Source organism: Phytohabitans rumicis (genome assembly GCF_011764445.1).
In the GTDB taxonomy this organism is placed as follows: Bacteria; Actinomycetota; Actinomycetes; order Mycobacteriales; family Micromonosporaceae; genus Phytohabitans; species Phytohabitans rumicis.
The window spans coordinates 3783122-3803111 of sequence record NZ_BLPG01000001.1; the positions used below are offsets into that span (position 1 = coordinate 3783122).

17 protein-coding genes and 1 tRNA gene are annotated in these 19990 nt (G+C 65.5%); 15 read left to right on the forward strand and 3 right to left on the reverse strand.

Going from position 1 to position 19990, the window contains the following annotated elements; all coding sequences use genetic code 11:
* Positions 1 to 29 precede the first annotated feature (29 nt).
* Complete coding sequence (locus Prum_RS16730; RefSeq protein WP_173077399.1) at positions 30 to 275, forward strand: hypothetical protein; 246 nt, start codon at positions 30 to 32, stop codon at positions 273 to 275.
* A gap of 353 nt (positions 276 to 628) precedes the next feature.
* Here the strand turns inward: Prum_RS16730 and Prum_RS55065 are convergent, their stop codons facing one another.
* Both Prum_RS55065 and Prum_RS16740 read right to left on the reverse strand, forming a co-directional pair.
* Positions 629 to 889 (reverse strand): S8 family serine peptidase, encoded by a 261-nt coding sequence (locus Prum_RS55065; protein ID WP_173077400.1) that lies wholly within the window; start codon positions 887 to 889, stop codon positions 629 to 631.
* A gap of 116 nt (positions 890 to 1005) precedes the next feature.
* Positions 1006 to 1081 (reverse strand) — tRNA-Arg (locus Prum_RS16740).
* Between the two features lie 378 nt (positions 1082 to 1459).
* Here Prum_RS16740 and Prum_RS16745 point away from each other — a divergent pair.
* The 6 genes from Prum_RS16745 to Prum_RS16770 all read left to right on the forward strand — a co-directional run bounded on the left by Prum_RS16745 (position 1460) and on the right by Prum_RS16770 (position 9930).
* Entirely contained in the window at positions 1460 to 2074 is a 615-nt protein-coding gene (locus tag Prum_RS16745) for a nucleotidyltransferase domain-containing protein (protein ID WP_173077401.1), read from the forward strand.
* A gap of 112 nt (positions 2075 to 2186) precedes the next feature.
* Entirely contained in the window at positions 2187 to 3569 is a 1383-nt protein-coding gene (locus tag Prum_RS16750) for an IS1380 family transposase (RefSeq protein WP_173077402.1), read from the forward strand.
* A gap of 1212 nt (positions 3570 to 4781) precedes the next feature.
* A complete protein-coding gene (locus Prum_RS16755) occupies positions 4782 to 5540 on the forward strand; it encodes an SDR family oxidoreductase (protein ID WP_281368927.1) in 759 nt (252 codons plus the stop codon).
* A 777-nt stretch (positions 5541 to 6317) separates the two neighbouring features.
* A complete protein-coding gene (locus Prum_RS16760) occupies positions 6318 to 8663 on the forward strand; it encodes an SUMF1/EgtB/PvdO family nonheme iron enzyme (protein ID WP_246278582.1) in 2346 nt (781 codons plus the stop codon).
* The gene (locus Prum_RS16765; protein WP_173077405.1) at positions 8660 to 8965 is read left to right on the forward strand and encodes a hypothetical protein; all 306 of its coding nucleotides are present in this window, start codon (positions 8660 to 8662) and stop codon (positions 8963 to 8965) included. Before Prum_RS16760 ends, Prum_RS16765 begins: the two co-directional genes overlap by 4 nt.
* Positions 8966 to 9078: 113 nt before the next feature.
* Entirely contained in the window at positions 9079 to 9930 is an 852-nt protein-coding gene (locus tag Prum_RS16770; protein ID WP_173077406.1) for a class I fructose-bisphosphate aldolase, read from the forward strand.
* On the opposite strand, the gene Prum_RS16775 is transcribed toward Prum_RS16770, so the two are convergent.
* Positions 9906 to 10418 carry a hypothetical protein gene (locus Prum_RS16775; RefSeq protein WP_173077407.1) on the reverse strand — a complete coding sequence of 171 codons (513 nt, stop codon included), beginning with the start codon at positions 10416 to 10418 and terminating at the stop codon, positions 9906 to 9908. The two genes, Prum_RS16770 and Prum_RS16775, sit on opposite strands and share 25 nt — an antisense overlap.
* A gap of 1090 nt (positions 10419 to 11508) precedes the next feature.
* Between Prum_RS16775 and Prum_RS16780 the strand changes: the two genes are divergently transcribed.
* The 8 genes from Prum_RS16780 to Prum_RS16820 all read left to right on the forward strand — a co-directional run bounded on the left by Prum_RS16780 (position 11509) and on the right by Prum_RS16820 (position 19925).
* Positions 11509 to 12330, forward strand: coding sequence for a hypothetical protein (locus Prum_RS16780; RefSeq protein ID WP_173077408.1), 822 nt, complete (start codon positions 11509 to 11511; stop codon positions 12328 to 12330).
* Positions 12331 to 12476: 146 nt separating this feature from the next.
* The gene (locus tag Prum_RS16785) at positions 12477 to 12782 is read left to right on the forward strand and encodes a hypothetical protein (protein ID WP_173077409.1); all 306 of its coding nucleotides are present in this window, start codon (positions 12477 to 12479) and stop codon (positions 12780 to 12782) included.
* A complete protein-coding gene (locus tag Prum_RS16790) occupies positions 12779 to 14782 on the forward strand; it encodes a phospholipase D-like domain-containing protein (RefSeq protein WP_173077410.1) in 2004 nt (667 codons plus the stop codon). Before Prum_RS16785 ends, Prum_RS16790 begins: the two co-directional genes overlap by 4 nt.
* Entirely contained in the window at positions 14779 to 16188 is a 1410-nt protein-coding gene (locus Prum_RS16795) for a DEAD/DEAH box helicase family protein (protein ID WP_173077411.1), read from the forward strand. The genes Prum_RS16790 and Prum_RS16795 overlap by 4 nt, the downstream gene beginning before the upstream one ends.
* Positions 16116 to 17189, forward strand: coding sequence for a hypothetical protein (locus tag Prum_RS16800; protein ID WP_173077412.1), 1074 nt, complete (start codon positions 16116 to 16118; stop codon positions 17187 to 17189). The genes Prum_RS16795 and Prum_RS16800 overlap by 73 nt, the downstream gene beginning before the upstream one ends.
* A gap of 38 nt (positions 17190 to 17227) precedes the next feature.
* On the forward strand, positions 17228 to 18229 hold the full coding sequence (locus Prum_RS16805; RefSeq protein ID WP_173077413.1) for a helicase-related protein: 1002 nt from the start codon (positions 17228 to 17230) through the stop codon (positions 18227 to 18229).
* Positions 18210 to 18593, forward strand: a complete 384-nt coding sequence (locus Prum_RS16810; RefSeq protein ID WP_173077414.1) for a YbjN domain-containing protein — start codon at positions 18210 to 18212, stop codon at positions 18591 to 18593. Before Prum_RS16805 ends, Prum_RS16810 begins: the two co-directional genes overlap by 20 nt.
* Before the next feature lie 160 nt (positions 18594 to 18753).
* Positions 18754 to 19925, forward strand: a protein-coding gene (locus Prum_RS16820; protein ID WP_371871189.1) for an IS3 family transposase whose coding sequence is annotated in 2 segments (ribosomal slippage) — positions 18754 to 18994 and positions 18994 to 19925 — 1173 coding nt in all. Because the reading frame shifts where the segments join, the coding sequence is not laid out codon by codon here.
* Positions 19926 to 19990: the final 65 nt, after the last annotated feature.

Here is a 19990-nt window from a genome sequence, read left to right on the forward strand (position 1 = left end):
TTGATCGGCGGCCCCATCACGCCACGACGGTGAGGAAGAACTTCTCCCACGCGCCGATCGCCTACGTCGAACGGTTGGCATACAGCGGCTTCGCGCCGCCGCTCTCGGCGGTGATCGTGGACCAGTCCACCACGTCCAGGTTCTGGACCGTGCCGAACAACGGCATGCTCCCGTCGGGTTGCACCGCCCTCATCGCGATCGTCCAGCTGTGCCTTTCGCCGTCGACAAGGAGGGGCCGCGTACTGCTCAACTGGTTGTTGGGTTGTTCGGGCTGAGGCTGTTGTCAACGATGTCGAACCTCTCCCACAGGCCAACAGCCGTGCGATTCGCTATCAACGGCGACCGGCCGATGTTTTCCGCCGTGACGTACTTACCGTTGGCGTTGGCCCGGACGCTGACCGTGGGTCGGGAGCCACGTAGTCAACTTCTCCCACGCGCCAACCGCCGTACGATTCGCTATCAACGGCGACGGGCCGATGTTTCCGCCGTGACGTACTTGCCGTTGACCTTGGGCTTCAGCGCAATGTACCCCGCCGCCTGCATCCAACGGGTCAAACCGCTCCCACAGGCCAACCTCGCACGGTTGGCGATCAGCGGCTTGGTCCCGCGACTCTCCGCCGCTACGTAGCTACCGTTGGCGTGCGCCTCGAAGCCGACGTTGGCGCGGCCGGCACCGATGGCGCCTGTGCAGAAGCCGGTTGGACGAACCCTGGGCATCCTTGACCGCGCCGGAGATGCCGCTGGTAACAATGGCGTCGCGCACCTGACCTGGCGACCATCCCGGGTGAGTCGAGAGCACGAGCGCAGCCGCCCCGGCGACCTGCGCCGACGCCATCGAGGTGCCGCTCAGCGTCATCGTCCCCGTCGTACTGGCGCCGGGCGCAGGCATTTATTCGGCGCAGCCAACCGATGCCACCGCCACGCCCGGACCCCACCGGACAACCAACCAAGATCAGAAACCCGCGTCTGGCCTGCTTAGCGCGCCTGCTTCCGCGGCTCGCGGCGTGGTGCCCCCGGCAAGATTCGAACTTGCGACACACGGTTTAGGAAACCGTTGCTCTATCCCCTGAGCTACGAGGGCGCGGCTCCCCAGGGTACCTGCCAGCGGTTGCTGACGAGCGCCGGGGAGCGCCGACGGCCGCCGACCGTCCCAACGCCGACCGGCGGAGCACGAACCGATCGCACAGCCCGCCGTGATCCTGCTCTGCGCCGGTCGTCGCTGATCGTCACCGACGGCCGCCGGACGGCGCTGATCTCCATTGCTGCCACATCCGAGCACACATGGAAAACCGTTGCTCTTCGATATGGGCGGCGGTCGGCGGGGTGTCTTCGCTGGCTCCTGGTCCCGCCCGTCTTCCGGTTCTGACGGCCGGCCCGGCGAGGCGCCTGGGTCCACTCCATGGGTCGTTGCGTCAGGAAAGGCGTCGCCACGCTCGATGTAGTGCGGCAACCTGACGGGGTGGATCCCGTTGATGCCGCAAGGCGACTGGTCGACGAGCGCCTCCCGAACGCCGTCGGCGCGTTCCTGGCCGGCAGCGTGCTGACCGCGGCGCGCACGCCCAGGTCGGACCTGGACATCGTGGTCATCCGCGCCGACGACCAACCGGTGTTCCGCGAAACCCTGCGGTACGCGGACTGGCCGGTGGAACTGTTCGTGCAGACCCCGACCTCATACGAACGATTCCTAACCAGGGAGATCGCGGCCCGCCGGTCACCGCTGCTGTCCATGATCAGCACCAGCGTGGTTCTGGTGGACCATGACGGCGTCGCCGCCTGCTTACAGGCCGACGCCCGGCGAAGACGGGCACACGGCCCACCGGCTGTGACCGTCGTGGAGTTGGAGGACCTGCAGGACGGCCTGTCGGACCTGCTCGACGACCTCGACGGTACCGCGGACCCGAACGAGATGTCGTTCGTCGCCGTCCAAGTCTTCGCCGACACCGCCCGGCTCGCCCTCACCCTCGCCGGGACGTGGCTGGGCGGCGGGAAAATGGCTCGGCCGCCGCCTGCACGCCAGCAACCCCAACCTGCACACCCAGCTCACCGCGGCCCTAGCCTTGGTGATTCGCGGTGATCGTCAAGATGGGTCGTTGGTCGGCGTGTAGATAAGCGAAAGTGCCTCTCCTGCAAGGGAAACTTGTGATTGCGACATCTACAGGTTTCTCTACGAGGGAGGCACTTCCGAAGTGCAGTTTACGGCCTGGTCGAAAGATCTGCGGGTCACCGCGGACGGTTCGGGTGTGGTGTCGCATGTCGGCGCAGCGCTGTTGCGGATGCTGGCCGATCAGGCCGGCCTGACACAGGCGCTATCGGCCGGGTTGGCCCGGCGGAGTTGGTGGCCGGCCCACGATCGGGGTCGGGTGCTGGTCGACCTGGCGGTGATGATCGCCGACGGTGGCGAGGCGATCTGCGATATCGATGTGCTGCGACACCAGGGCGAGGTGTTCGGCCCGGTCGCCTCACCGGCGACCTGCTGGCGGGCCCTGGACGAGATCGGCGACGGCCAGTTGCGGCGGATCGGCAAGGCCCGCGCGCAGGTCCGCGCCCGCGTCTGGGCGCTGCTCGGCCAGCTACCGGCCGCGCGGGCGGCAGGCCGGGACATTGGTGAGGGTGTGGTCGTGCTCGATGTCGACTCGACGATCGTGCTGGCGCACAGCGACAAGGACGGCGCGGCACCGACCTACAAGCACAGCTTCGGGTTCCATCCGATCCTGGTCACCTGCGACAACACCGGCGAACTGCTCGCCGTCAAGCTGCGGCCAGGCAACGCCGGCGCGAACACCGCCACTGATCACCTTGAGGTCTTGGCGGAGGCGTTCGCGCAGATCCCGCCCGCCCATCGGCGGCGTCTGTTGGTCCGCGGCGATTCGGCCGCCGCCAGCCACGCCGTGTTGGACTGGCTGAGCGAGCAAGGCACCAAGCGGGGCCGCAGCGTCCAGTACTCGATCGGCTGGGCGATCGGCGAGCCGGAGCGGGCCGCCATCGCCGGCATCCCCACCTCCGGGTGGGCGCCAGCGATCAACGCCGACGGCGGCGTCCGGGACGGCGCGCAGGTCGCCGAACTGACCGGCCTCCTGGCCTTGACGGGCTGGCCGGACGGGATGCGAGTGATCGTGCGCCGCGAACGCCCGCACCCCGGCGCCCAACTCTCCCTGTTCGAGGAACGCGACGGCTGGCGCTACACCGCGTTCATCACCGGCACGAAGGTCGGTGCGCTGCAGTGGCTGGAGGCCCGACACCGCGCCCACGCCCGCGTCGAAGACCGCATCCGCTGCGCGAAAGACACCGGCCTTCGCCGGCTGCCCTCCCGCGAGTTCGCGATCAACCAAGCCTGGTGCACCGCCGCCGCGGTCGCCGTCGACCTCATCTGCTGGCTCCAGCTCATCGGCCTGGACGGCGACTTGGCCGTCGCCGAGCCCAAACGGCTGCGCTACCGGATCCTGCACACCGCGGCCCGCCTCGTGCGCGGGCAACGCCGCCGCTGGCTACGCATCCCATCAACGTGGCCGTGGGCCACCCAGATCACCGCCGCGTTCAACCGGATCGCGGCGATCCCCGCACCCGGCTGACCAGCTCAGCCCCTGGCCCACCGACCGGAGGACCACAGGAGACCACGCCCGCCGACGCGATAGCCGGCCATTCAACCTGCCCGCCAGCAAACCCCATCGACCAGCAGCGATGAAATCAGACGGGCAGACCCGAGGCGTCAGACGCGCGAATGATCGAGGCTAGGCGCGGCCGCGACCGGTAACGCCCGCGGGAAGAACACCAGGAGAAGCTCCACTATGGACACGAGCCATGATCTGCTATCAACAGTTCGCGATCACCGAGACCGTGCCAGAGCCATTTCGTCCTGACCGTTGACAGAGGAGACGACCGACGGCAGATCGGAACCCCGACGCACCCACCAATCGGCCGCTCGCTGCGTTGTCCCGTGGAAACCCGCACGGCCGTCGTCGGCCTTGCGACCCGTAGGGTACGGTCCGGGCTGCGCTGGCACTTCAGATGGAGCTACCGGGTGTCGGCTACTGGACAAGGCGGGTCTTGACGGCGGACCTTGCGGTTACATAGACCATTGTTAAGCAGTGGTCCTGTGCTCTGGCCGGCAGCCTCCCCGGCCGCCTCACTCGCAGGCCGGCGTCACTACATAGACAGTACACGGTGGGGCGTCGTGTGCTGTCGGCTGGATGGGGATCGGACTCACCTCGGCAGCAACCTGGCAACTGCAACTGCGGTTGCTCTCGGATTGCTTACAAGCAGCCGGTCCAGCGTAGAAGACTAGACGAAGGCAATCGCGGACCACCGGAACGAGATCGCCAGCCAATTCCTCAAGGTCGCGGCCTAACCTCCCAAAGCAGGGTCGTCCACGGGAGGACGGGGCGAGGCCCTTTTGGCGGTCAGTGCGACTCCAGCCGAGCCGAGAAGAGCGCACGGCGCGTGGATCCATCAGGCACGTCGACGGGTATCGTGAACGCACGTCGGCGAGATCCCGTGCGGAGCGCCGTTGGGGATGTCGTTAGCCATACTCGCCTAGCTGACCAGCTCATGGTCGGGCCGGCTGGCACAGCCGGAGCAAATCCCCTCCACCGGCATGCCCTACAGCCACGCTAGGCTCCGCGCCAACGTGAAACGATGCCGCTCGTGCGGGCAACGAAGCACGGGTTGTGTCTCGCCCGCCCGCCTTGTCTGTCCTCCTCTGCCCGCGTCCAGCGTAGGCATCTTCACGCAGCGCAACAGGTACACTACGCGGGAGCTAGACGTAGGTCGATGTTGGAGGCCAAATGGCGCACCCCTCGCCCGATGGGGCTTCGTCAGGCGTTCGTGTCCTGATAACCGGCGGCACAGGATCGCTGGGAGAGGCGATGGTAGCCGCCTTCGCCAAGGCCGGCTATCAGGTCTTCTTTCAGTACAACCAAAACGAGCCGGTCGCACAGCGGCTGCGTTCGACCTATTCAGCAACCGGGCTGCGCATCGATCTTGCTTCACAGTTCGCGCTTCCCTCCGATGACTTCGATGTCCTGATCAACAACGCCGGCATAAATGAGTCGGAAGAGCTGACAGACCGAGTGGACCCGATGATCTGGGAGAAGATGCTACGGGTCAACCTCACGGTACCGTTTCTTCTCATCCGGGCGGTGCTGCCAGGCATGATCCATCGAGGCTGGGGGCGCATCGTCAACATCGGCTCGATTTACAGCCTGCGTGCGGCTACACATCGGGCACCCTACGTCGCCACGAAGCACGGGCTCAGCGGCCTAACCAAAACCGTCGCCCGGGAATACGCAGCCCACGGCATCACTTGCAATGAGATCTGCCCGAGTGCGGTCGAGTCTCGAATGATGAACCGTATCGCAGGGGACAAGGCGCAGCGTCAGGGAAACACGATTACCGAGATCTTGGATGGATACCGGGCACTCATCCCCGCTAAGCGGATGGCAACACCCGAGGAGGTAGCTTCGACGTCACTGCATCTTTGCAGCCCCGCCGCCGGATTCATCAACGGCGCCTCCGTGCCGGTAGACGGCGGACTGCTTACTTGACATACACAACTGCGGTCGGTATGGATGGCCGCTCACGGAGGGCCAACACGGGGATCCAAGCCAGATAGAAAGGGTACGACCGTGGCTGAGTCGCCCGACGTGTTACTCAGCATGGGCCCGGAAACGGTCCGGTTCGCAGTGTGGAGCGATAGCCTCCTGGCTGCCGACGAACTCATTGCCCGATTGAACGAGTCCGGACAGACCGCAATAGCGGTCACAGCGGAGAGCGAGCCGTCTGGGGAATGTCTGGTTCTCCTAACTCACAAGCCTCAGCCGTCGCCAACGGAGCTAGCCACCTGGATCCGGCTGGCAAACAAATCTCAATTTCACATCATTGTGCGTTCCGTCCATCGCAGCATACGCCCGCCTCAGTCTTGGCCGAGCGGCCTTACCGTCTCCTGGAGCGGTGAACTACGCGACATGAGAGCCCTCGCCAGGTCGCTCGGTGAGCTGCTTCGGCCGGCTGTCTCGAGCTTCGCTCGCCTACCAACCATGTATCCAATTGACCTAGTACTGCCCGGTGTGCGTATCGCCGATAGCCGACACGCACTCGTCGAACAGCTCGCCGCCACCGATTTGCCGCGCATCGTCCCGGTCTCGAGAGGGCTGTTCGACGATCTTCGCCGTCCAATTCCAGCAGTCAGTCGACAAGACTACGACCTGTCACGACTTGTCCGATGGAGTATGAGCCGGTACAGTCGCGCCTTCATCAGGCCAAGGATCGGCCGCCTGAATGAACTCTCAAGCCCGCCTACCGCACCACGATCCTTGGACGATGTGGTCTCCGACGCTCGCACCAGGCGGCTAGTTCTACTGCTCGGCGAACCGGGGTCAGGAAAAACCCAGCAACTGCACTACTTCGATGCACATGCGGCGCTTCGATCGATCCGCGCCGGGGACTCATGGATGGCAAATTCGTTCTACGTCGGGCTATCGGAGCAACCAGCACAGCCAAATATTAGCCTCGACTGGCTATCCCAGCGCTGGCAGAAGAAGGTAGACGTGCACCGCTGGTGTACGTTCGACCAATTTCTCGCCGATGGCGGCACCGTTCTGGTTGACGGCCTGAACGATGTCGGTATCCGAGCGATGCCACTAGAGCAGTGGATGTTCCATTGGCGCGACGTCATCGAGGAGGCCTTCGAAAGCGGTGCGGGACGCGTCGTGGTCGCCTGCCGCACTCGAGATCAGCTCATCCCCCTGCGAGGACCGCGAGGCGATCGACCGACGGCGGTCAGCATGCTTCCGCTATCGAAACAGTACGTCGTAGCGATCGCTACTCAGCAAGACCCGGAGGCGGCGCGCCGGCTTGACGACGCCATGACTGCTGATCCGGGACTTGCTGAACTTTACTCGAACCCGTTCCGCTTGGTCGTCTACCTAGAGTCCGGAGTACCGGGCGTAGTTACTACTGGAGCTAAGCTCTTCGGATTCCATATCTCGGCAGCCATTCTCCGTGAACGCGACAATTTGAACTTCCACAGGGACCTCATACCGGCGACGGCCGCAGCGCGTCTAGCAGATATTCGGGAATCGGGAACTGGCGACCCGTGGCCGATCCTAGCCACCATTCCACTGATCCGTAGCCTTGGCGCCCTAGCAAAGGTTCTCACCTTCCCCATCGAGCCACGTGGGCGGGCACGGTTGACCATACCGCGTGACGACGCGGACCAGGTACTAGCCGAGGCGCTTCATGAGATCAAGCATCCCGTACTGGACTCAGACCGCGTACTGGACACCGTTCGGGATCTTCACATACTGGTCGAGGAGGACTCCAAGATTAGGTTCGTGCACCCCTCGTTACAGCATCTATTTGCGGCATCGGGCAGCGGCGTCAACGAAATTGTCACCCTGGCACAAGATGAGCGAGGGCTCCGCAGAAGTCGCACTCAGATGTCCGCCGAGGCCGCAGTTCCGCCACAGACCATTACGCCACCAACCTACGTAGACTATCGCTACGACGAGGTATTCCATTTCGCGGCGCAGCTTCGCGGCGTCGAGCTTCCGAACCGGCTGGTCGACGTAGATCCGGTTCTCGCGGCCAGGCTATATCTGTCCACACGCCAAGAGGCAGACACCCAGGTGGCCGCGAACATTATAGCCACTCTCCGTTCTGAGCTTGATCGCGTGCGGGAACACGGCGAACGCAGCGCAATCATCGCTGCCCTGGGTGATCTCGGTTGGCGCCTACCAGATCCACGAGACGATAGCCTGCGTGCCCTCGCGGTGGTCCCGGCCGGCGAATGGCGTCTGGGGATGCGCTCAAGCGACGATCGCCTGCGGCGTGGCAGCGCAAGCGAGTTCCGGATCATCGAGCTGCCGTCGTTCCGCGCGTCGCGCTTTCCGGTGTCCAACGCAGAGTTCCTCGCATTCATCGAGGACGGCGGGTACCACGAAAAGGCGTTTTGGACCCCTGAGGGTTGGGAATGGCGCATGCGGAGCCGTACGGTCGAGCAGTTTGTAACAGACTGGAGGCGCCGCCGCGATGTTCTCCGTCGCCATCCTAAGCGCATCGTCGAGCTCCTGCGTTCCGGGCGCGCAACTCCAGCTGGGGCTGCCGCCTTGGTGCGCTTCGCTGGCTTGGAGGATGCTGACATAGCGGAGCATGCGCGTAGAGTGCAAAGTCGCCGAGCGATTACGCCAAAGTACTGGGACAGAGCAGAGTTGACGAATCCACTCCAGCCTGTTGTGGGGGTGTCATGGTTCGAGGCCAACGCTTTCTGCAAGTGGCTGGGCAGCGCTCTCGATGCTGTGGTGCGCTTACCTAGCGAACACGAATGGGAGGCCGCGTGCCTCTATTCACTCGACCTGAGCGATACCGCCGAGGTAGGCCGCATTGCTGGCAACACACGCGATCTCGCCTACCCTGCAACTACGCCAATCGGCACATTCGCCACGCCACGTCAGACTGAGCTTAACTTGCCAGTCGAACTCCTGGGAAACGTCTTCGAGTGGGCATTCGACTACTATGCACCGGGCGACCACAATCGGCGAATCGTCAAGGGTGGATCATGGCGGCAGGAAAGCTGGCGTGCGCACCCAGCGTACCGTGGTCGTGGCGACGTCGACGCACAGAACGAAGACATGGGGTTCCGATACGTGATCACGGAAGGACGCGCATGACCTCCCAGGAGCCGGACAACACCGGCAGAAGCAAGCCCGAGGAAGATCAGATGCACGCGGCGCAGCCAGGCGCCGAGGACCTAGTGGGCGAGGTCGCGACGCTCGCTGCCGACCCCGATAGCGACGACGCGGAGATCATCCGAAGGCTGGCGGTCCTGGCCGACCAGTTCTCGGTTGACGAGGTCTTCGCCGTCATGGTCCGCTACGACACCCCGACATCCTCGGCTAGCCGAGTCACCCGGCGTCTCCCGCCACACGATCTGCCCAATCGTCGGAGTGTCACGGCCGCCGCCGCGGCGTAGCCTGCGCGAGTCTGCCGCACGGAGACGCTTCGCCGTGGCAAGATCAGTGTCGTACCGCCAATAGGTTGCGGCGGGGAGTGCATGCGGAGGTCCACGTGCTAGCTCAGATGGGGATGACCAGACGGCTGCAGCAGCTACTGCCACCCACGAGGGCTGCACTCTGGCTGCCGCTCGACGATTCTCTTATCTCCGGCCCAGAGGCCGGCTTGCGTCACCCGAACGCCCTGCTGGAGCAGGAGATTGTCGACCACCTGACCGGCGTCCTTGGCTTCCGCGGAACGTTCACTGCCTGCCAGAAGGAACTCCGCAATACGCCCATAATTATGAATCTAAGCGCGAGTACGGTCCGTAACGAGCACACCCACAAGGTGCTGGTGGGCACAGTGGTGGACGCGATCCGGGCCGGTGCACAGGCAATCGCCTACCACATCAACCACTCGTCGCCCTTTGAGGCTGCAGGACTGCGCGAGCTTGGAAGGCTCGCCCACGAGGCAGACGATCTAGGCATCCCCGTGGTGGTGATCGCCTATCCGCGTGGCCGCAAAGCCGACGGGACGGACGAGAATTACCTGACCATCCGTGAAAACGACCAGGAGGCCTTCACACGGCTTGTCCGACACTGCGTACGTCTCGCAGTCGACTTGGGTGCATCAGCCGTCAAGACCATCTACACGGGCTCGGTGGAATCGTTCGAGACCGTGCTGTCCGCAGCAATGGGCGTACCGGTGGTCATAGCCGGAGAACGACTGGCGGACGTCCCAGAAGCGCTTGCCAAGGCCCAAGCCGCAATCCAGGCCGGCGCAGCTGGCGTAGCATACGGACGCCAAGTGTTCGAGCGCGACGATCCAGTAGCATTCGTCCAGAAGCTGCGTTCGGTTCTGGACGACGAATGGACCGCAAGAGCCCGTCGTCAACGCAGTCTCCACGAAGCGACAATTGATCAAACATCAGTCAAGGTCAACTGAACCGTTGTTGCGGCGAGTCTACGCTCCAATGCCGTGCGCCCATCTGAAGTCAGAGCTTCCAGACCGCCCTGACCAGTGCGTAACCAACTTCGTCCCGAAGAGTCGACGATCACTAAAGCCGGGATGAGGGCAAGTCGCCCGGAACGGTCCGCCAGCCGCTCATAGTCGTGCGGAAGGCGTAGTATGCGTGTCTGCCCAGGTGCGAAAGAGACCTGATCCGCTGCGGCCAAGAGGCTGCCCTCCGAGAAGAACGCTTGGATCACAACGGCCACATCGTTGCCGTTCCGGATTTGCGCCTGTCGGCTGTTGACCACCCATGCGCTCACCTTCGCGGCCTGTGCCCGTTCACGATCCCTCTGCTCCCGGGCTCGCTCGGCCACGCTACGCCGGTATGTGAATGCCGCGATCATCAGCGACGACCCGGTCATGACCGACCCAACCCAGGCAGGAACGTTCCCCCAGTCCAAGCCAAGCCAGCCATCCGCCACGAGTCCAGCGTACGGCGACCGACACGGACGACTCGGGTAACCGCTTCTAGTCTCCAGTGCGGGTAGCCCTCCCTGCTGACAAGGGCGACGTCAGGGCGTCGATATGGGCCTGGAGGGGTTTAGCCGATCAGGAAGGCACGGCCAAGCGTTTGTTCGTCCTGTAACGACGGTCATCGCGATGTGCCTCCACTCTGGCGTCGAGGGAGAACTTCCCAGGGCGCAGTGGATCTTGCTGCCGAGATTGCCGCGGTCGACCGGATTTGTCCTATGAGGTTCCATTTTCTCGACTCGGACCGCGATCGAGTCGACTACCGCCACCTCGGCCGGCCCCGCGCTGAAGGATGTTTACCTGATAGTCAGGCAACTCCCAGACCTTGGTGCGTCGATGCGACCGGATGAGCGGGAGATAATACCGACGCTTGGTGTACCACACTAATAGCAAGGTAACGACTATGGCAGCAAGTATTCGGATGCTCCAGACTGCCCATACGCCTATCTGTGGCGGCGGTCCCGACGAAAGCGTCAGTATCTGTTCTCCGAGTGCCTGACTGCGAGTCCTCCACATGGTGGGAGATTCCGTGCGCCAATTTGGCCTGCCGAAGGCAGCAAGCCACCGACACGCTTGAGGGGGAGCCAATCCCGATCAGGTGATCAGTCTGCGGAACTGGCATGGCGTTGGAGTTCGTGTCGGAGGCTGATCGATACCCGTGACCCCAACCGTCGCTACGCCTTGAACCCGAGATCATCTTTGGCCAGCGGACCGAAGAGCTTCGATCTAGCGCCCCGAGAGCGACGGACCGTCGCCAAGCGCAAGGCACCGATGAGCCCGGCGGCGCTAGCCGGACGGTCTGCCACCCTGCTCCGCCCACGCTCGGTCCGAAGCGACGCCGTATCCGCAAACAAATCCAGCGGTCGCCAGCGTCGTGACACATCAACGTCTGGGGGTACCTCAGTGCCCGAAAGGTAGTTAGCGATGGGTGATGGGTGGTCGCGGCCGGTCCGGTGAACGTGGTTGGCTCGACGCCTCTGCTATTCATGGAGGGTCATGGCTACGGCCGTTACGAAGCGTGCGACCAGAGGCACCGGCGGGATGACGTTCTTCCTGTCCGCGATGGATCCTCGTGCGAAGGTCAAGGGCTCGCGGGACGGGCTCGGCGCGCAGGGCGTGTGGGCCGCGGCAGGGCGCCCGCTGATTGGCAACCTGACCACGGTCACATCGTCGCTGCGCGGCTTCACCACGCTGCTCGTTGGGCTGCGACTAGCCGCGCAGACCGCGGCCGATGACGCGGCGGACTCCGCAGCCAACGCGTTCCTGGTCTGGGAGCAGATGGTCGGGTACGCCCGACACGTGGTGCATGAGCATCGCGGCTTCTTCGGGTACCAGCGTGTCGCGGCCCGAACGGCGGCTGCGAAGGCCGACGGCGGAAGGGTGCGGCTATCGGCCCATTCCGGGGAGCAAATCCTGGGCAACCAGCGCACGGACGGCCTGTTGGGCAACTACACCGCGCCGGCGCGGGTGTCCGGCCTGGTGCGACCGGGATTCCCAGTCCGGCTCACGCCTGAGGCAGCTGCGTTCGTCGACGATGTCTACATGCCTCGGTTGGCGCAGGCGTGGGGGCGGGAGGCACGGGACCTGGTCCGGGCGTTGGGGCAGGACTCAGTGTCGTTCGATGTCCGGCCCAATCAGCGACTCGCGGCGGTGGCATCGCTGTTCGACGCTGGGCTCGGTGCCGCCGAAGCGAGGTTCTACCAGCGTCACCTGGTGCAGGGAGGACCGTCCGATCCCACTTCCGGCCGGCAGGTGCGCTTCGCCGCGATTCTTGGCGCGCGGCTTGCCGAGTCGGAGCAGCTGTCGCAGGCGGTGATCGCACAACTGGCCGCCGACGCGGATGAGGGAGGCTGGGGGACGTAGCCGGGCTTCTGCGGAACATCGGAGCCTGCGAGTCGGTACTCGCGCCGGCCACCACGCTGTTCTCCTATCTGCTGGGCCGGGACGGCGATCGGGTCGAGGCGATCGCGGCCGACGTACGGAAAGCGTGGGGAGGTCGGCTGGACTCGGTGCACCCCGAGGCGCTATCGGTGCTGCCGGCCGGGGATTGGCGTGCAATCGCCACCTCCCTTGATCACGGTGACTATGCGGGTGCGGTGACGGCGTTGGTCGGGCGCAATGCTGCGGTGATGAGCGCCCGCGGTGGCGCCGCGCCCTGGCTCGACATCAGCAATGGCAGGGTGCGCGTACAGTTCCGTGGCGACGAGGCCGGCTCCCTTCTCGACGCCGACGAAGTACGCCAATTGTGGTGGTATCCGTATTTCATTCCTTCGCTGCGTTCGATCCTGACGACCCTGCAGAAGGGGCGACCGTGAGCGAGACGATCCCGAACGCGGTGCTGAGCGAGGCGCTGCGGGAAAGGTTGAACCGGCGGACGGTGCTAGCCGCGGTGTTCTGCACGTTCCGCTTCGATCCCGGCTTCTTCGAGCAGGAGGTCCTTCCGCTCCTGTTCGACCTGCAACTCCACCAGGTCGCTAGCGTCCGCAAGCTGCAGTTGGAGGACGCACTGCGGCCCCTGGCCGGCCGCGTGGCGGTCTACTACGACCCGGGCGGTCTCGAGGAGGGCGGCCGCGGACCGGCGTCCCTGGATGTGCGGCGCATCCCGGTACGGCCGCGCACGGGCTACTTCCATTCGAAGAACCTGTTTTTGCTGGTGGAGGATCCCGACACGGCGGTGCGATCGCTGCTTGTCATGACGGCGTCAGCGAATCTCACGCAGGCCGGCTGGTGGGAGAATGTGGAGTGCGCCCACGTCGAGGAGATCGCGGATGGCGGCCGGTCGCGGCTGCGCGAGGGTCTACTCGACTTCCTGGACCGCCTTCGAGCATCGTCGCGGACGATCGCGGAGCACGGCCCGCTCGACACGATCCGTCAATTCGTCCGACAACTCCAACCCGTGCCGCACCGCTCGGCGCAGGGCCGACTGCACATGCACTTCATGGCGAATGGCCGCCGTGGTGGCTGGTCGTTCGCTGAGCTGCTGCGTGACCTGCTACCCGATGACATCGCCGGAGCCAACCTGGAGATCATCTCACCGTACCTTGACGACGCGGACAGTTCCGAGCCCCTCGCCGCGCTGCTCGACCTGGTGCGGCCCCGCAGGTGGCGGATCCTTCTACCCGAGGACGGTGGCGCGGCGCGCTGCCGAGAGTCGCTGTTCGACTGGGTCCGCCAAGAGGGTGGCCAATGGGGGCGGCTGCCGGGAACACTGACCTCGGCAGGCGACAGGAGTGCGGCTCCGCGCCGGGTGCACGCCAAGATGTACCGGTTGTTCACCACCGACCGCGAGGTCGTCGTCCTCGGGTCCTTCAACCTGACCCGACCGGCGCACCAGGCCGCCGGCAACGTCGAGACCGCGGTCTTGGTCGAGGGACCGGCCGGTACGCGCCGCCGGTTCTGGCTCCAGCCTGTCGAGGAACGGCCGCTGTTTGCCGACGTTGCAGCCGAAGACGACGGTGTGGACACTGCCGTCATCCCGCTGGTCGTGCGATACCACTGGGACAGCGGCCAAGCCGAGGCCATGTGGGACGGCAGAAACCCAAGCCCAAAGATCGACGTGTACGCCAACGGCGTGCAGATCTTCACCGTGGCGGACCTGCCGGCCGGGGCCCGGACAGAGCTGCCGGTTGCCGCCAGCGAGGCGCTGCGTGATCGGCTGCGATCCACCAGCTTCCTGACGCTACGGACTGGAGAGCGGTGGGGCATCATCCTCGTCATGGAGGAGGGTATGGCCTATCGACCCTCTCTGCTCCTGGACCTCAGTCCGGCCGACATCCTGCGGTATTGGTCGCTGCTCACGCCGGCGCAGCGGGCGGCGGTCCTCGCCGCGCACGGCGAGCGGCTGGCCGACTTCGAAGGGGTCGAGAGGCTCAGCAGCCCCCTCACGGAAGACGTCACCGCCGACTCAATCTTCGACCGGCACGCCGGCATGTTCCACGCGTTCGGATCGCTGGCCCGCACCGTGCTCGGCGCCTTGGCGGACGGCGGCGCGGAGCTGGCCCGGTTCAGGATGTTCGGCGCCAAGTACGACTCGCTACCCGTACTGGTGGAACGGCTCGCCGATGACGCGGCGGGTGACCCGCTGGACCGCTACCTGATGCTGCTATGCGCGCAGCAACTCGCCGATCGCGTCCGGCGTGACCGGCCGGAGTTCTGGGCCGGTGAGCCAGGCGGTGTCGCGCGGCTGGAAACCGCGCTCGCCGTACGCGCCCGCCTCCGTGCCGAGATCACTGCCCGGAACGACGAGCAGATGGCCTCATTCCTCGACTGGTACGAGGTGCGGTTCCTGCGCGAGGCCGAGGCGGTGCCTGCGTGATCAGCGTCGGGACGGCGGAACGCCTGCTGGACCTCAACGGAGTGATAGACAACCCGCGGCGCGCGGCCGACCAGCTCGAGGGCGCGGTCGCCGTACACAACATCCTGCACCGGCATGGCATCGCCTACCTGGCCGACGAGGTCGGGATGGGCAAGACCTATGTGGCACTCAGCGTCGTCGCCTTGCTGCGCCACTACCAGCCGGACCTGCGGGTGCTCGTCATCGCCCCACGAGAGAACATCCAATCCAAGTGGCAGCGGGAGCAGCGGGTCTTCACCAAGAACAACGTGCGTATCGACGACCTGCGCACTCGGATGCCGAGCGGCGAGCCGGCTCGGCCACTCGTGCACTGCCCAGACCTCTTCACACTCGTCCGGGAGACCGCCGTGGACCCGGACCGCGATTTCTTCGTCCGGCTGCCCAGCTTCAGCTTGCCAATGCGCAGTGATCCCCAGCAGCGCCGCAAGCTCCGCGACCGCCTCCGTGCTGAGCTTCCGTGGCTGCCCGATCAGGTCCTGGACCTGCGGGCCAACACCGAGGACCTCAAGAACCGGATCGCGCAGGCCATCAACACCGTCTTGCCGCGGTTCGACCTCGTGATCGTGGACGAGGCACACAATCTCAAACACGGCTGGGGCGAGCACGTCTCGTCTCGCAACCGGGTCCTTGCCACCGTGCTCGGTCGGCCCGGGGCGCAACCCGCGAACCCGCTGCGGGCGCGCTACGGCCCACGCGCCGACAAGGTCCTGTTGATTTCAGCCACGCCCGTTGACGACGACTATCGCCAACTGTGGAACCAGCTTGATGTCTTCGGCCGCGCAGACCCGTTCCCGGCGCTGAAGGACCGGGCTGCGGGCGACGAGGACCGGCGAGCCGCGGTCGCCGAGTTCCTCATCCGGCGGGTCACCTCCCTGGAGGTGGCCGGAGATCGGCTGACCAAGAATCTCTACCGGCGCGAGTGGCGCCAGGGCGGGGTCCTCACCTATGACGAGCCGATCAGGATCACCGACGACCGGCAGCGGCTTACGGTCGCGCTCGTCCAGAAGAAGGTCAGCGAACTGCTGGGGCACGAGCGCTTCGGCTCCAGATTCCAGATCGGCATGCTCGCGTCGTTCGAGTCGTTCCTGCAAACAACCAAGATCCGGCTGGACCCGGACGATGACACCGCCGACGAATTCGCCTTCGACGCCGCCGACCAAACCGCCGACGCGACGGAGCGGCAAGGCCTCGACGTCGGGATGCTAAATGGCCTCGCCAGGGCCTATTCGCGACGCTTCGGCGCCGAGTTGCCGCACCCCAAGATGGACGCGCTCGCGCAAAGCCTCGCGTCGTCGTGGCGTGGGGTAGGAAAGGTCTTGTCTTCGTACGCCGGATCGCATCGGTCGACGAACTGCGACAGAAGCTGAACCGCTCGTACGACGATTGGCTCATAGCGCGTCTACGCGCACGGCTCGCCGAACGGCACAGCGCCACCCTTGCCGCGGCGGTCGATGACTACCGGAGCCAGTCGCTGCGCCACCGCTCACCGTCCACGATGGACGCACCGGACGGTGAGGACGACGACACGGGCGGCACAGACACGTTCTTCGCCTGGTTCTTTCGCGGGCGCGGGCCGGCCAGCATCGTCAGCGGCGCCACCATCCAGGAGCGGTTCCGCAACCGTGCCGGGCCGCTCGGGACGTTCTTCGACGACAACCACGTCATGGCCGTACTCGGCGCCGCAGCCGGCGGTGTTAGCGCCGCCTTGGCCACCGCGCTCGGCCGCCCGGACCGCACGCTACAGGCTGAGCTGCGGCAACTGTCGCGCTACTACCTCACCCGGGCGAAGCAACCGACCCGCGGTGCCCGTTTCGACGCCGCGCAGGCCGCCGCGCTGGAACTGCTGGCCCACCATAACGGACCTCATCAGGCGATGGCCGAGACAATCTGGCGACAGCTGTACAGGACGTACCGCCTCAGTACGCCGGTAACCGCCGAGGCCGAACCAGAGTTGCTGGAGACCACTACCTTCTTCACCCTGCTGCGGCAGCGCAAGGAACTCCGCGACGCGATCTGGCCCCCACCGCGCGGTGGAACCGCCACGGAGCCCGCCGATGCGTTCCGCGAGCAGCACGTCCGCGCGCAACTGCTCTCCGCCGCCGCCCGGCTGGGCCACGCCTTCATCGACCTCTACGCTACGGTCGCCGATCACCTGCCCACGCTCGACGCTGCCACCGCTATCGACCCCGACAGCGCCGTCGCCACCAGCTACCTCGACGACCTGCAACGACAGATGAACCGGTCACTGTACGACCGGGACTGGGCTGCGTACGACGAGCTAGCCGCCCTCGCCGAAAACCACGACCTCGTGTTGGACACCACCTTGCCGGACGTGCGGCAGGCACCGCTGCACGAAATCCCACCCTAGTCGGGCGACTGTTCGGCGCCCAGCAGCCGGTCGGCGGTATGACGGGCAAGGTCAACCACCGGCTGGTCCACCAGTTCCGCCTGCCCGGCTACCCCTTCGTGCTGATCTCCACCGATCTGCTCCAAGAAGGCGAGGACCTGCACACCTTCTGCTCCCGGGTCTACCACTACGGCCTGGCCTGGACGCCCTCGGCCACCGAGCAACGCACCGGCCGTATCGACCGAGTGCGATCACAGACCGAGCGTAGGCTCAACAAACTCCACGACACGCCGAATGGGGAGGACCTCCTTCAGGTCTACTACCCGCACCTCGCGGACACCGTCGAACGGCTCCAGGTCCGCCGGGTGATGCGGCGCATGAACGACTTCACCCGGCTCATGCACCACAGTCTCGCAGCCCCCCATGGCGGCGACAGCCATCTGGACATATCCCAGGAGGTGTTGGTCGACGACGAGATCCCAGCCCCACCGACTGCGCTCCTTACCACGTCCTTCCCTGTACGCGAAGATCACCTGGCCGGAGACGACCGGCCGCTGGCGGTCGACAAAGAACGCGCCCGGCGGCAAATCTCCCGATTCCACTCGTTGAGCGACCACACACTGGCCGGTGTGACAGTGATGTGGGAACGGATTCAGCCACCCGGCTGTCTGTTGCTCGGCACCACCAGGCTCAACAGCGGCCGCCACCAGCCGTTCAGCCTCCAACTCGGCTGGGAGGACGAGCATCTCGCGGTACGGTGCATCAGCCCGGTCGGCCTGATCGACCAACGCCAGAACTGGCGCGATCTCTTCGAATCAACCGCCGGCACGCCCATCCGGGTCGGCGTCGTCAAGGTCCGCGGCAAGGCAACCTACGATGTCACCGTCGAAGAGGATGTCATCCTCACCGACCCCGGATCCGACGCGGCCCGCGTCGGCGCTCTGGTCCGCCGGGTCACCATCCAAGCCGACGCCCTGGAGCAGCAGCACCTTCCCGACCGCGACGCGCTGCTCGCGGAATTCCGGACAGAGTTGGAGCGAGATGTTCGACACGCGGGATGACTGGCAGCGGCTCTGCGAAAGCGCCGACCTGACCGTCAAGCGCAGGCGGATCCGGGTCGCCTTTGCCGGAGGACGCTCGCATGAGGTACAGGTCCATGTGACAGACGACATCTACCTCCTCACCGCCGAGATCGCCGACTCCGCCACCGCGCACCAACTGGACGATCCATACCAGGACGTCTGGCTGCGCAACCGCCGCTCGCGACTGGTGGGCTTCCGGATCGACAACCACGGCAGCCTGGTGGCGCACGGATGGACACCCAAAGAAGGGCTCACCGCCGAGGCGTTCCAACTGCTGGTCCGTGCCGTAGCCCGGGAGGCCGACCGGTACGAGTTCCGCCTAACCGGACTCGACAAGAGGTAGCCGGTCGCAGCGGGACTGAGGTTTGAGTTGTCGCTCAGGAGACGCGAACCTGCAAACACGGAAAGGGCCCGCCCAGCGTGACCTGGACGTGAAGTTCCCCCGGTTTCCGGACAACCCAGGTGTGAGGGCAGCAGTTGTCCTCACTGAGAGGAGTCCGGACATGCCCGCACCACATCCTGCGGAGTTCCGCCGTCGTGCGGTGGAACTGGCGCGCCGGCGTGAGAAGCCGGTGGCCGAGCTGGCCAAGAGTTTGGGGATCTCCGAGTCGTGCCTGCGGAACTGGATGTCCCAGGCCGACGTCGAGGAAGGGCACCGTGAGGGCCTGACCGGCGCTGAACGCGAGGAGCTTCGTGTGCTGCGCCGTCAGGTTCGGGTGCTGGAGATGGAAAAGGAGATCTTGGTAAAAGCCGCGGCCTTCTTCGCCCAACAGAACGTTCTGCCACCCCGATGATCTACCGGTTCATCGAGGTGGAGAAGGCCACCTACCCGATCACCCTGCTGTGCCGCACCCTGGGCGTGTCCCGTTCCGGGTTCCACGAGTGGCGCACCAACGGCCCCTCCGGCCGCGATCTGGACGACGCCTATCTGACCAATGCGATCATCGACATCCACGCCGACTCTCGCGGCAGCTACGGCTCGCCGCGGGTACACGCCGAACTACGGCTCGGCCACAAAATCCACTGTGGACGTAAACGGGTCGAGCGGCTAATGAGAGACGCTGGCCTGCAAGGCATCCACCGCCGCCGGCTCCACGGCTGCACCGTCCGCGACCCCGAGGCGGCACCCGCCGACGACCTGGTCGCACGCAAGTTCACCGCCGAGCAACCCAACCAGCTCTGGGTCGCCGACATCACCCAGCAGATGACCTGGCAGGGCTGGCTTTACCTCGCCGTCGTCCTGGACGTGTACTCCCGCCGCGTGGTGGGCTGGGCCATCGGCGACCACATGCGAGCCGAATTGGTCTGCGACGCCCTGGACATGGCCACCTGGACCCGCCGACCCACCGACGGCACCGTGATCCACCACAGCGACCACGGCGCCCAGTACACCTCCTACATCTTCGGCAAACGGCTCCGCGACGCCGGGATCCTCGCCTCCATGGGCAGCATCGGCGACTGCTACGACAACGCCATGGCCGAAGCGTTCTTCGCCAGCCTGCAAACCGAACTGTTGGACCGGCACACCTGGCGCACCCGCGACGACCTCGCCAACGCCATCTTCGAGTGGATCAACGCCTGGTACAACCCGACCCGGCGACACTCCGCCCTGGGCTACCTCAGCCCCGTACAGTACGAACAAACCCACCACACGCCCGCTCAACGAGCAGCGTGATCACCACACGTCCCCGTCCGGAAAACCGGGGGAACTTCAACGGGCCTTCTCCTCTCGTCGCTCGA